Below are 13,437 nucleotides of genomic sequence, written 5' to 3'. Positions count from 1 at the left end.
TAAATTACTACCGTAACTTATTCCTGTTAAAATACCCTGCCGAAACAGTGGCAAAGTAAATCAAAGCCAAAACAAGCGCTGCGCCACAAATAGCGTATAGCCATTCAAAGTTGAGCCGGGCAATGATGATACCGCCAACGGCAGTTCCCAGTCCGATGCCCAGGTCCCAGAAAGTGAAATACGTAGCGTTTGCCGTTCCGCGTTGGTCGTGCCGGGCAAGGTTGATGAGCATGCTCTGGAAAGCAGGGTTGATATATCCCAGTCCGGCACCCAGCAGAAAAGCGATCAGGTAAAGCATCCACGCACTCGAACATATTGTAAACAGTCCGAATGCAACCAACAGCATTACGGTTCCGATGTAGATCATCTGGTTTATCTTTCCTTTATTTATATAGCGTGCCGACAGGAGGCGGGCCAGAATCACCCCGGCAGAGAGTGCGACGAAGAATGCTCCGGCACTGTTGGCAAAGGATGCGGTTTCGCTGTACAATCCGATATAATTCAAGACCGATCCGTAGCCTAATCCCACAATAAAGAGCAGGGCAACACAGGGAAGGGCTTTTAGCAGGATAAACCTGTCAAGCGAGAGTGGTGGTTTGCTTTCCGCAGGTACGTGTTCTTTCCTGATCGGTTTTATCAGCGTAATGGTCAGGAACCCGATGAGGCTGGAACAGAAAGCGGCGAGGAACAGTGCCTCGAAACCGTAGGTCTTGTGTACCCACAGTCCGGCTACGGGACCAACGGCCATAGCGATGTTAGCGGCCATCCCGAAGTAGCCGATGCCTTCGCCCCGGCGCTCCGACGGCATGACGTCTACCGCTACCGTACTTCCGCTGACGGTACTGATGCCAAAAGCAAATCCGTGCAGGACACGCATGACGATAAACAGAAAGAGGGTGGTTCCCACCACATATCCGGCAAATATCACGCAAAAGAATCCGTAGCAGACCAGGTACAAGGGCTTACGGCTGAATGCATCGACCAGATATCCCGAAAAAGGGCGGATAACCAATGCCGCTATTGTATAAAGTGATAGGATTACTCCTGCCTGCGATTCGCCTGCTCCGAGATTGTTCAATACATAGAACGGCAGCACCGGAATGAGCATATAAAAGGAGTAGAACAGCAGCAGGTTGGAAGTGAAGGCCAGAATGAAATCTCTTGTCCACAGTGCCGGACGGTTATTATTATTCTCCATGGTTGCCTGTTTCGTTTTTAAGTAATTGTTTCAGCGACTCGCGGAACGCTTCGTGGTCAATGTGTGCAAAGAACGTATGGTCTACTTTCCGGGCAATGTCTTTTCCCTGCATGGCTTTCTCTTCTCCTGCCGGGGTGAGCCTCAGGGTGAAAGCACGTTTATCTTCGGGATGTTCCTGACGGGTTAAGAAACCCTTTTCAATTAGTGTTTTGACTACGTTCGATACCATAGCCTTGTCTAGTCGCCGTTCCGAAGCGATGGATTGTTGGGTAACGATGCCACCGTCTGCCCCTAATTCCAGCGTTCCGGCCAGGATGATGAATTGCACGTAAGTGATATCGAGTTCTTTCAACGCCGCATTGGTGATGCGTTGTTTAAGGAAAGAAACCTGGGTCAATAAATAGCCTAATTGCTCGTTGGGTATCTCTGTTTTCTTCTTCATTCTCTCTAATTTCTTGCAAAATTAGTTTATGTATAAACTAAATCCAAACATTTTAGGAGTTTTAAACAAAAGAATAAAAACACCCTCTCACCTAAGAGGCTGTGTAAAAACTCCCAAGAAGAATATTCAAAGGGGAGGGGTGTGGGAGATCTCTTGTCCATCCAGAAAACACTGATTGCAGCTTTACTGCATATACTTAACAGTTGGCTTAACTGCACGGTAAAGGTCGGAAGTTTTCACTTATTCCCTATACTAAATGAAGAATAGCGCTGTTTTTTGCGAAGAATAGCGCTATTCTTCATGAAAAACAGCGCTATTCTTCATACATTGTACTGCTTGCGTGTTGACAGGCAAAGCGGTGTGTGCAAACTCTCTATTCGCACAGTGCAAAGAATAGACCTGTTCTTATGTGATTATTGTTCTTTCGATATCTTTCTCCTACTCAGCTTCATATTCAGCATCTCTACCCCCAGCGAGAATGCAATCGCGAAGTAAATGTATCCCTTCGGAATTTCATGCACCTCCGTTCCGAAGATCACCAGATTGGAAAGATGCGCAGCTTCTACCAGCAACATTACCCCGATAAGAATCAGGAAAGACAGTGCAAGCATCTGTATCGTAGGATGCGTATTCACAAACTTGCTGATTGGGCCGGAGAAAAACATCATCATAGCCACCGCCACCACAACCGCCGTAATCATAATGGCCATAGCGCCGCCGTAACCAAAATCGCGGAAGCTTACCATGCCCACCGCAGTAAGTACGCTATCGAAAGAAAAGATAATATCCAATGCCACGATCTGAGCCATAATTCCCCAGAAACTACTACGTTTGGAGGTAACGTTAACGTTCTCATCCGCTCCCTCCAGTTTATGATGTACTTCGGTAACGCTCTTATAAAGCAAAAACAATCCCCCAAGCAAAATGATGATACTTTGCCCTGTAATACTTGCCGAAATCCAGGAAGTTTCAAAAGAAAACCAAGGCTTGGTGAGTTGCATAAGCAGAGATATACCAAACAGCAAGCCGATACGGGCAAGCATAGCAAGTCCCAAACCAACAAACCGTCCGTGGGGTTGCTCTTTCTCGGGCAACTTGGATGTCATGATGGAGAGGAATACAATGTTATCTATTCCCAGAACGACTTCCAGAAACGCCAGCGTAAGCAGTGCAATCCACGCACTGGGAAGTAGAAAAGTATGTAGAATTTCTGCCATGTATAACAAACGTTTCCGGCAGCGATTTGTTCAAGATATTCTCTATGTACGTCAGGCAATTGTTAAATACTGGAAACCAACCTCAATCCCTAAACCGTAGCGCCTCCCTGCTTAGCCTGTTCCCTGTACTCGGTGGGAGTCTTCCCCATATACGATTTAAATATCCGGTTAAAGTAAGATGTATTATCCATAGAAAGCTCGAGTGCAATATCGCGAACAGGTATTTCTGTGGTGAGGAGTAGCAACTGCGCTTTCTCCATCTTCTTTGTATGAATATACTTCAGTGGAGTAGAATGAGTTTCCTTCTTGAAAATCCGTATCAGATGATCCTCCGTTATACAAGCAATATCTGCTAACTGTTTTATGGAGATATCCTTATCTGTATTCTCATGAATGAATTGCAAACACTTTGTGACGCGTGCATCCGTATGGCGCGATTTGATCTTTGCCACCTCAAAAAACTTAGAAATCAATTGAAGTAAGATACCCTCTGTTTCTATCGTTGCGTGTAATGGCATCCGGTTATTATCGGCAATATACTGCGAGAAAGTCGGCATGTTGTCGTAAAGACTAGGGTCGAGCTGTTGCAACTGGCGGTTAGGGTTGATTTCGAGCAGGCGTTGAGACAGGTGCAAGTCTAACACGCTTGCGTTTAACTCTATAGGGAAATCGTATTTGTCGAAAATAGATTCTTTATGAAGCGCCGTTTCGTAAAAGTGTATATAATAATGTGAGAAATGTCCGCTACACTCATTGGTATGCAATACGAAAGGAGGCGTCAGGTATAAGTGGTTGGGTCTGAGAATATATGTCCGGTTGCCGATATGCGTTTTGGCTTCCCCTCCGGTCACGTAATAAATGCGGGCGAAAGGACTGTACACATCTTTCCAGTTCCAGTTGGCATTCATCTCAAGGTAGCCTATATTAAGAAGGAGTAGTTGGATGTGTTCGGGTATATTCGCCATTGGTTGTATCGCTTTTATGTTAAGATGAAGAACGGATAAAGTTACTCGTTATTAGTCGTTAAAACAAATAAATGACGAATGGATATCGAAAATGTACTATTGCTACGCCGAAATAATGCAAGACTTTTGATATCATAAACTCTATCTTTGGTTTTTAGTAACTAAATTCTAAATAAACATATCATGAAAACAAAAAGATTTCAGGGAGAATGGCCAAAGATCGGTATTCGTCCGACCATTGATGGCCGTCAGGGAGGTGTCCGCGAAGGGCTGGAAGAAAAAACAATGAACCTGGCACGTGCCGTGGCCGAGTTAATTAGCAGTAACCTTAAGAACGGCGACGGAAGTCCCGTGGAATGTGTTATCGCCGATGGTACCATCGGTCGTGTAGCAGAGAGCGCAGCTTGTGCGGCTAAATTCGAACGCGAAGGCGTGGGCAGTACCATTACCGTAACCTCTTGTTGGTGCTATGGTGCAGAAACCATGGACATGAACCCTCACTACCCGAAAGCTGTTTGGGGATTCAACGGAACAGAACGTCCGGGAGCTGTGTATCTGGCCGCTGTTCTTGCCGCCCATGCACAAAAAGGATTGCCGGCATTCGGAATCTACGGACACGATGTTCAGGATATTACAGACAATACCATCCCTGCCGATGCCGCAGAGAAACTATTGCGTTTTGCACGTGCCGCACAAGCCGTTGCTGTAATGCGTGGTAAGTCTTACCTGTCTGTCGGTAGCGTATCTATGGGTATTGCCGGTTCTATCGTTAACCCTGAATTCTTCCAGGAATATCTGGGCATGCGCAATGAAGTGGTCGACTCCATGGAGGTACTTCGCCGTATCGAACAAAAGATATACGATGAAGAAGAATTCAACAAGGCGATGGAATGGACCAAGAAGTACTGCAAACCCAATGAAGGTACAGACTACAACCGTTCGGAGAAACAAAAGAGCCGTGAAGAAAAAGATAGTGACTGGGAGTTTGTAGTGAAGATGACCCTCATCATCCGCGACCTGATGCAAGGCAACCCTAAACTATTGGAAAAAGGTTTTAAAGAAGAATCATTGGGACATAACGCTATTGTTTCCGGTTTCCAGGGCCAACGCCAGTGGACAGACTTCTTGCCAAACGGTGACTTCTCTGAAGCACTGCTAAACACTTCTTTCGACTGGAACGGTATCCGTCAGGCGTATGTAGTAGCTACCGAAAACGATGCTTGCAATGGCGTAGCCATGTTGTTCGGTCACTTGCTGACGAACACTGCCCAGATCTTCTCCGATGTACGTACGTACTGGAGTCCGGAAGCCGTAGAACGCGTAACCGGTAAAAAACTAACAGGCCGCGCAGCCAACGGTATCATCCACCTGATCAACTCCGGAGCAACAACCCTGGACGGTACAGGTCAACAAACCAAAGATGGCGAACCAGCCATGAAACCATTCTGGGAAATCAACGAGCAAGAAGTAGAAGCTTGCCTCAAAGCAACGACCTGGTTCCCTGCCGACCGTGACTATTTCCGTGGCGGAGGCTTCTCGTCTAACTTCTTGTCGAAAGGTGGAATGCCTGTAACTATGTCACGTCTCAACCTCGTGAAAGGTCTTGGCCCCGTATTGCAAATCGCCGAAGGATGGACAGTGGAAATTGATCCTGAAGTTCACCATACACTAAATGTCCGTACCGACAAAACCTGGCCAACCACCTGGTTCGTACCCCGCTTGAATGACAAGCCGGCATTTAAAGATGTATATTCCGTAATGAATAACTGGGGAGCTAACCACGGAGCAATCAGCTACGGCCACATCGGACAAGACCTGATTACCCTGGCTTCTATCCTCCGTATCCCTGTATGTATGCATAATGTAGAAGAAGATGAAATCTTCCGCCCATCGGCATGGAATGCATTCGGCATGGATAAAGAAGGCTCAGACTACAGAGCTTGCCAGAACTACGGTCCGATTTATAAGTAAGTTGAAAATTGAAAGTTGAAAATTGAAAGTTGCCATGCGGCTATGGTGCTTTCAGTTTTCGACTTTCAATTTCAATGCTTAAACGAGCCTAAATATTCTATGTTGATCTTCAACACGTATTTAACTTTCAATTTTCAACTTTCAACTTATGAAAGGCTACGCCGTAAAACAATACCCCGGGCCGGTTAAGCGTTATTGCCAGACGCTTGACCTTAAAGATGACCCCAAACTGATTGAAGAATACAAAAAACGTCACTCCAAAGAAGATTTCTGGCCCGAGATTAAGGCCGGAATGAAAGAAGTCGGTATATTAGAGATGGAAATCTATATTCTGGGTACCCGCCTGTTTATGATTGTAGAAACTCCCCTGGATTTTGACTGGGATACGGCTTTTGCCAAGCTCGATACCCTTCCCCGTCAGAAGGAGTGGGAAGAATACATGTCCGTATTTCAGGTAGCCCCTCCGGGAGCAAGCTCGGCCGAGAAATGGAGAATGATGGAGCGAATGTTCCATTTGTACGACGATTAAATCTATTAACCCAATAATCATGAAGGACACAAAACAATCACTTTTATCTAAAGATGGCGTAAGCTATCTTATTCCTTTTATACTCATTACCTCTTGCTTTGCACTATGGGGATTTGCCAATGACATTACCAACCCCATGGTAAAAGCCTTTTCTAAAATATTCCGCATGAGTGTAACCGACGGTGCACTCGTACAAGTGGCTTTCTATGGCGGCTACTTTGCCATGGCATTTCCCGCTGCCATATTTATCCGTAAGTATTCCTACAAAGCAGGCATCATACTGGGATTAGGTTTGTATGCCCTGGGAGCATTCCTGTTCCTTCCTGCCAAAGAGATCGGAGAATACTATCCGTTCCTGCTGGCTTACTTTATCCTGACCTGCGGACTTTCTTTCCTTGAAACAAGTGCAAATCCATATATCCTTTCCATGGGTGACGAGAAGACGGCCACACGCCGTTTGAATCTGGCACAGTCTTTTAATCCGATGGGCTCCCTGCTGGGTATGTATGTGGCCATGAATTTTATTCAGGCCAAATTGCATCCGATGGAGACGGCAGAACGCGCTACTTTGAGTGATGCCGAATTTGAAGCGATCAAAGGTTATGACCTCGGGGTGCTCATTACTCCTTATGTCATTATAGGTGTGGTAATCCTGGCGATGCTGCTTCTGATTACGTTTACCAAGATGCCGAAGAATGCAGATCAATCGAAGAAAATAGATTTTCTGCCCACATTAAAACGGATATTCTCTTTACCTCGTTACCGTGAAGGTGTTATTGCTCAGTTCTTCTATGTGGGGGCACAGATTATGTGCTGGACATTTATTATTCAATACGGTACACGTCTTTTTATGGATGGTGGAATGGAGGAAAAAGCTGCCGAAGTTCTTTCGCAACAGTATAACATTGTTGCCATGATTATTTTCTGTTCCAGTAGGTTTATTTGTACCTTCTTGTTGCGCTATCTCAATGCCGGACGGTTATTGATGATCCTGGCCATTGCCGCCGGTGCTTTCACGGTGGGCACAATTGCCTTGCAAAACATCTATGGATTGTATTGCCTGGTAGGTATCTCTGCCTGTATGTCGCTCATGTTCCCAACAATCTATGGAATTGCCCTTGAAGGCTTGGGCGATGATGCGAAGTTTGGAGCAGCCGGACTTATCATGGCTATTCTCGGAGGATCGATATTACCACCGTTGCAGGCGTCGATCATCGATCAGCATACTGTTCTGGGAATGCCTGCGGTGAACATATCCTTTATCCTGCCATTTATCTGCTTTGTAGTAGTGGCGATATATGGGTATAGGTCGTATAAACAGCTTAGTCCCACAGACTAAGCTGCTTGTTTTCGTTCTTCTTGTCTTCATCTTTGGGTGGTTCGGCATCTCCGAAAACAGTCTTCCCGCCGTATAAGTACGAAGTATTGCGCTCATGTTCTACCCATTCGTCAAAGAAGTTGCGGGGCGTATATCCCTTTTCGATCTCCTGTGATATCTTGGAAAGGTTTTTCAGCGCTTCCGATTTATCCTTATCGCCAAGTTTGGCCTGGTGAATGGCTTTGTCGAACACCTCTATCGTTTCATCGTACACCCGCGTAGGAACAGGGAACGGGTGACCGTCTTTCCCACCGTGGGAGAAAGAAAAACGTGCCGGATCGGAAAAGCGGGAAGGAGTACCATGTATAACCTCGCTGACCAGCGTAAGCGATTGTAACGTCCGTGGTCCCACTCCTTCGAGCAGAAGGAGTGACTCGATATCTTTAACTTCTGTTTCGTGTGCCAGTATAAGTGCGGCTCCCAGGCGTTTGAGGTTCACATCTTGTACACGTACATCATGGCGCCGGGGCATAATCAGGGGAACTTCTTTGATCAGTTTATCGGGCGATTCTTTCGTTAGCTCCAGTATTCCCGATTTGGTGGGTGCAGCCTGCTTATCCGTCAGGTTCAGGATGAGTCCCTGGTTCTTGCCACATACCGAAGTGTGTGGTTCTTCCATAAATGATTTCAGCGAAGAAGAGAGCCAGTGATAACGGCGTGCCATGCAGCTGTTGCCGTTCATACCTTGCTGGATAACCGCCCAATCGCCATCCTCGGTAACGATAAAAGAATGGAGGTAGAGCTGGAAACCATCTTGCACGGCCGTATTATCTACTTTCGCCGAGAGACGGCTACTTCTAACTAATTCATCGCCATTCAATCCGGTTTTATAGGCTATGTCCAATAGTTCGGCGGGCGTTTGCCGGGAAGACTTTCCCCGTCCGCCACAAACGTAGATGCCCAATTCGGCCGAACGCTTGTTGATTGCTTTCTTTAATGCGTTCATTACCGAGGTGGTAATGCCCGAAGAGTGCCAGTCCATTCCCAATACACAACCCAATGATTGAAACCAGAACGGATCACTTAAACGTTGCAGCAATGCTGGGCGACCATATTCCATTACGATAGCTTCTGCAATAGCGCCCCCAAGTAGCATCATTCGTTGAGCCAACCAGGGAGGAACTGTTCCGTAATGTAAGGGTAAATCTGCCGAACCTCTTTTCATATATGCGAAGTTAGCTAAAAATCATGGTCTGCATTTAGTACAGCCATAAAAAGATAAGTTAAAAAATGAACTGAAAGGTTTCCTGAACTGTTTCCTAACAAGTAAACAAGATTATTATGTCTCTTTCCCAATTGTTCAGGAATATATTTCCGTATGTAAAGCCTTACCGTTGGCTGGTGATCTTTACTCTGTTATTAACTTTACTTGGATCGTTCACGGCCCAGGTAAATGCTTGGGTACTAAGATATACCGTTGATGAGATCAGTGAAATGCTGACCAATCATCAGGGTTTGCAGGAAGGTATTACTATATTAATTGTTATATCGGCTATCCTTGTCGGCAAGGAGGTATTGAACTCTTTTATTACGTTCGGGCAGAAGTTCTATGGCGAGAAACTGAGGATATACGTCTCCCGCGACCTGGCTCAAACCGTGATAGAGAAGGTGCTGACTTATAAGCTGGCCTTTTTTAGCTCCGGCGGCAATCAACCCGGAAAACTCCAAACGCGCATTGACAGGGGAATCGAGAGCTTAACCCGGTTGGTACAGAACTTCTTTATTGATATTCTTCCGTTGTTTGCCAATTCAATCGTGGCATTGATTATGATGTTCAATGCCAATTTCTACGTCGGTCTGGTGGGGCTGTGTATTGTTCCGGTCTATTTTTATGTGAGCATGAAACAGGCCGATAAACTGAGCGGTTCCCGCCGGCAGATAAAAGAATTAAGAGAGAATAAGAGCCAGGGAATATTGGGGATACTTGAATCGATCACTGTGATCAAATCCTTTATCCGCGAAGATATAGAAGGTAATAAGCAGATGGGGTTGCAGAATGATCTGACAGCGACTCAGATGAAGACCCGTAAGATCAGTTTTATTTTCGATGGACTGAAAAGCTTTATCGAACAGATCGGTGTGGTGCTTATCATTATACTTACGGCCTACTTTGTATTGTCGGGACAAATGACTATCGGTGCAATTATGTTCCATATTCTGCTGTTCAACAATGTTTCCGCACCTATCCGCCAGTTGCACCGCATCTACGACCAGATGAATGATGCGCTGATCTATTCCGAAGCCTTCTTTGATATCCTGAAAGCGGACGAACAGAAGGAGCAATCGGGCGATTACAAACCAGCTGTGATTAAAGGCCGGTTTGAGATCAAACATGTAGACTTTACTTATCCGGACAATGAAGAGCCCACGCTTTTTGATATTAATATGATTATCGAACCGGGAGAAAGTACGGCGTTGGTTGGTTTGTCGGGGGCAGGGAAGAGCACTCTGATTAATCTATTGGATAAATTCTATCATCCGGATTCGGGCGAGATTTTATTGGATGGTGTACCTCTTGAAGAGTACGATACCGCCTATCTGCGCGATAATATCGGACTTGTTTTACAGAAGAACCATATTTTCAATGGAAGTATAGATGAGAATATACGCTATGGAAATCCTGATGCAACGCATGAAGAGGTGGTCGAGGCGGCTAAGAAGTCATATATACATGATCAGATTATGGCTTTACCGCAGAAGTATGAAACGTCTGCTTTGGCACTGTCCGGTGGGCAGCAGCAGAAAATTGCGATTGCACGTATGTTCCTGAAGAATCCGCCGATTATATTTCTTGATGAACCGACAGCCAGTCTGGATGCTGTTTCCACGGAGCAGATAAAGAATAGCTTGGATGCTATTAAGAAAGACCGGACGGTGGTGATTATTTCGCATAGCATATCCCAGATCATCGATTCCAGTTGTATTTATGTGATGAAGGATGGACGAGTGGTAGAATCGGGAACGCATGAGGAAATTTATCATCAGAACGGAACGTATACCAGTATATTCAATGCTATGGCAAGAAGCTTGAATATAGACAAGATATCAAAGACGTTGGAAGAATAAGAACTGCACCCAGCTTTCCAACCGCATGGAAACCTGGGTGCAGCGCCTCGCTGCCGACTCGCTGCCGACTCGCTGCTGCTACAGTATAGGAAAACCGTGCATTAATAGCACTGTTTTCCCACTATGTGATGTTCATTTAACGAAGCGTAGAGCGATGTCGCGGTCTTTTTGTCGATCGCTTTCCGGAGCATCGGCACTATATCTGGCGTGTGTGTCACCAAAACCTTCGGTTTTCACGACTTGCGAACCTACGCCGGCTTTTTCAAGCATCTTTTCAATGTTCTGTGCTCTTTCTTTGGATACCCTCATGTTGGCTGTTTCGGTTCCCTTTTTATCGGCAAATGCAGCTACCATAATTTTGGCATCTTTGTGCGCTTTCAGAATAGCGATGATGTTATCCAGTTGTGGTTTCGATCCTTCTTTCAGATTGGTTGTGCTACCAAATTCAAAGTCGATGTTGTCGAACTCGAACCATTTGCTTTCCAGGTCTTTGGCGGAAGCCTTCTTGTATTCATCAGAATTGAGGAAGTTGACCATCTTTTCTTCGATACCATCTTTATATGCTTCTACTTGCTCGCCGTTAGGCAGGACGATTTCGGTAATGGCCAATACTTCGGCAACTTCGGCCGGAGCGTTGGATACCGTTGGGTTGGCTTCGGCAATTACCGTTGTAGAATCGACCATGTATTCGTTTCCGGTGTAAGCAACGTTATCATTGTTGGTGTTGCACGATCTCCACCAGAAGAAAAGAAGCAACAAGGCGATCAGCGCAAATAACCAGGTGATCCAGCTGTTTTTATTCTTCTTTTGAGGTGTGGGTTCCGGTGTGGTTGTTTTTGTTGAGGCGGTACTGTTGCTTACTGCTTGTGCTGTTGTGTGTGGCTTAGTGGCGTTCAGCACTGTTCCCAAACCGAAAGCCTTGATCAGATCGGCCGGAAGCTTAGCTTCGAAACTTCTTTCCTGAGCTTTGATGTCGTCAATAATACTCTGGAAGCTTACTTTATCTTTCACCAGCTTCTTTCCGAAGAAAGCGGGGAAGCTTGGGGCAATGACAGATATCAACCGGTTGGTTGCTACTTCCGATATGCCGGATGCTTTACTGATCGGGGTTGTGAAATCTTCCGCCTTATCGCCCAGCAAGTGTTGCAGGAAGTTGTCTCCTATTTCTTGTTGTGGGTGTGTGAGGTATTCGTCGAACATACCTATGTCTGAGATCAGGTTTATGTTACCGGCTTCTTCAAAAATGTTTTTGATTTTCTGGGTATGTCCTTTCTTGGCGGTAACAGCCAGCAAACCTGCAATGATTTGTGATGCAGCTTTGCTTATATTGGATTCCTTCTCTTCGAGGACTTCCGCAATCTTTTTAGTCATCTCCGGATTAAAAAGATCTTTAAGTGATTCATAAAATGATGCCATAATTTAAATAATTAAGATTTGGTTAATAATTCGTTCTTTATATATTTCAAATAACAAACAACCAGGGGTTTAGTTTCGGAAAGGGGGAATAATTTGTATATATAAAGGGCAGAGGCTTACCTGATGTAACTAAGTTAAAGTGAATTCGATATAAGAAATGAAATAAAGAGATGTATCTGTAAGGATGGGATCTTATATATATTGAACCCACATTTAATTACTGAATTCACTTTTAATTATCGAACTCACGTTTAATTAAAATTTCTGGGATTGATTGCACTACCAAAACAAGCAGTATAACCAGTAGCAAATATGTGTATAACGGGAACACATGGAATGGATTTTGCTGAAAATGTATTACACACTTCCAGTCCCCGCAAAAACCATTCTGCGTTTGCCGCAAACATCAACTTGCGTTTGCTGCAAAGACAAGATTGCATTTGCAGCAAACGCAAGTTGATGTTTGCTGCAAACGTAAAAAACCTATCCAGAAGGCTTGTAGTGCATGCCTTTTTGTTGCTTTTTGTTATTTCTGAGGTTTTAAGGCAATGAACCGGGTAGAGAATAATGCTTACAAAAACAACGAGCCACTACACCCGGCCTACTATTCGACATCGAATCAAAAGATCGACATCAGTCAAACCTGGGTGCAGCGACTCGTCGCTAATCAAGAAAAAAACTATAAAGGCTCTATTTTGTGGTGACTTTCAGTGTAACTTCAACATTATTCCGAGTCGCGTTAGAGTAAGGACAAACCTGGTGGGCTTCTTTTACCAGCTCTTCGGCGTCTTTCTGATCTATTTGCGGGATGTTTACATCCATTTCCACAGCCAGTTTGAAACCTCCACCTTCTTTATTGCCAATGCTTACTCTAGCGGTTACGGTTGACTCAATCCTTAATCTCTTTTGTAAAGCTACATGGTTAATCGCACTACCAAAACAAGCAGCATAACCGGCAGCAAACAGTTGCTCGGGATTTGTATACGCTCCACCCTTTCCACCCATTTCTTTGGGAGGTCTTACCTCAAAATCCAACACGCCATCCGAAGATTTTACCTGTCCGTTTCTTCCTCCAACCGAGGTTGCTACTGCTGTATATAATGCTTCCATATATTCTTTACTGTTTAATTAATTATCAATCTTTAGTATATAAAACAAGCTGTGTCCCGGTTTGTTCAGGCCGCGAATGCAAATTTATTCTAAATCGTTATGTACCTGAATCGGGAACTCGTATCTTTGCCGCAAATCAATTGTA

General features: G+C 45.0%; 11 protein-coding genes. 4 read left to right on the top strand and 7 right to left on the bottom strand.

Annotated elements, in window-relative coordinates:
* Nucleotides 1–7: 7 nt before the first annotated feature.
* The 4 genes from D0T87_RS14345 to D0T87_RS14330 all read right to left on the bottom strand — a co-directional run bounded on the left by D0T87_RS14345 (nt 8) and on the right by D0T87_RS14330 (nt 3,822).
* On the bottom strand, nt 8–1,198 hold the full coding sequence (locus D0T87_RS14345) for an MFS transporter (RefSeq protein ID WP_163175831.1): 1,191 nt from the start codon (nt 1,196–1,198) through the stop codon (nt 8–10).
* Nucleotides 1,188–1,640 (bottom strand): MarR family winged helix-turn-helix transcriptional regulator, encoded by a 453-nt coding sequence (locus D0T87_RS14340; protein WP_163175830.1) that lies wholly within the window; start codon nt 1,638–1,640, stop codon nt 1,188–1,190. Before D0T87_RS14340 ends, D0T87_RS14345 begins: the two co-directional genes overlap by 11 nt.
* 413 nt (nt 1,641–2,053) lie before the next feature.
* Entirely contained in the window at nt 2,054–2,857 is an 804-nt protein-coding gene (locus D0T87_RS14335; protein ID WP_163175829.1) for a TerC family protein, read from the bottom strand.
* 89 nt (nt 2,858–2,946) lie between these two features.
* Nucleotides 2,947–3,822: an AraC family transcriptional regulator gene (locus D0T87_RS14330; protein WP_163175828.1), complete on the bottom strand. Its 876-nt coding sequence runs from the start codon at nt 3,820–3,822 to the stop codon at nt 2,947–2,949.
* 183 nt (nt 3,823–4,005) lie between these two features.
* Between D0T87_RS14330 and fucI the strand changes: the two genes are divergently transcribed.
* The 3 genes from fucI to fucP all read left to right on the top strand — a co-directional run bounded on the left by fucI (nt 4,006) and on the right by fucP (nt 7,661).
* Nucleotides 4,006–5,793 carry an L-fucose isomerase gene (fucI, locus tag D0T87_RS14325; RefSeq protein WP_163175827.1) on the top strand — a complete coding sequence of 596 codons (1,788 nt, stop codon included), beginning with the start codon at nt 4,006–4,008 and terminating at the stop codon, nt 5,791–5,793.
* 148 nt (nt 5,794–5,941) lie between these two features.
* Nucleotides 5,942–6,322 carry an L-rhamnose mutarotase gene (locus D0T87_RS14320; protein WP_163175826.1) on the top strand — a complete coding sequence of 127 codons (381 nt, stop codon included), beginning with the start codon at nt 5,942–5,944 and terminating at the stop codon, nt 6,320–6,322.
* A 19-nt stretch (nt 6,323–6,341) separates the two neighbouring features.
* Nucleotides 6,342–7,661 carry an L-fucose:H+ symporter permease gene (fucP, locus tag D0T87_RS14315; RefSeq protein ID WP_163175825.1) on the top strand — a complete coding sequence of 440 codons (1,320 nt, stop codon included), beginning with the start codon at nt 6,342–6,344 and terminating at the stop codon, nt 7,659–7,661.
* Here fucP and D0T87_RS14310 read toward each other — a convergent pair.
* Entirely contained in the window at nt 7,645–8,865 is a 1,221-nt protein-coding gene (locus tag D0T87_RS14310; RefSeq protein WP_163175824.1) for a DUF763 domain-containing protein, read from the bottom strand. The two genes, fucP and D0T87_RS14310, sit on opposite strands and share 17 nt — an antisense overlap.
* 116 nt (nt 8,866–8,981) lie before the next feature.
* On the opposite strand from D0T87_RS14310, the gene D0T87_RS14305 reads away from it, so the two are divergent.
* Entirely contained in the window at nt 8,982–10,766 is a 1,785-nt protein-coding gene (locus tag D0T87_RS14305; RefSeq protein WP_163175823.1) for an ABC transporter ATP-binding protein, read from the top strand.
* A gap of 132 nt (nt 10,767–10,898) precedes the next feature.
* On the opposite strand, the gene D0T87_RS14300 is transcribed toward D0T87_RS14305, so the two are convergent.
* A complete protein-coding gene (locus D0T87_RS14300; RefSeq protein ID WP_163175822.1) occupies nt 10,899–12,182 on the bottom strand; it encodes an OmpA family protein in 1,284 nt (427 codons plus the stop codon).
* Nucleotides 12,183–12,872: 690 nt separating this feature from the next.
* On the bottom strand, nt 12,873–13,292 hold the full coding sequence (locus tag D0T87_RS14295; protein ID WP_163175821.1) for an organic hydroperoxide resistance protein: 420 nt from the start codon (nt 13,290–13,292) through the stop codon (nt 12,873–12,875).
* Nucleotides 13,293–13,437: the final 145 nt, after the last annotated feature.

This window comes from Bacteroides sp. 51 (assembly GCF_010500965.1).
GTDB lineage: Bacteria > Bacteroidota > Bacteroidia > Bacteroidales > Bacteroidaceae > Bacteroides.
This window is presented reverse-complemented; position numbering and strand designations above follow the sequence as displayed.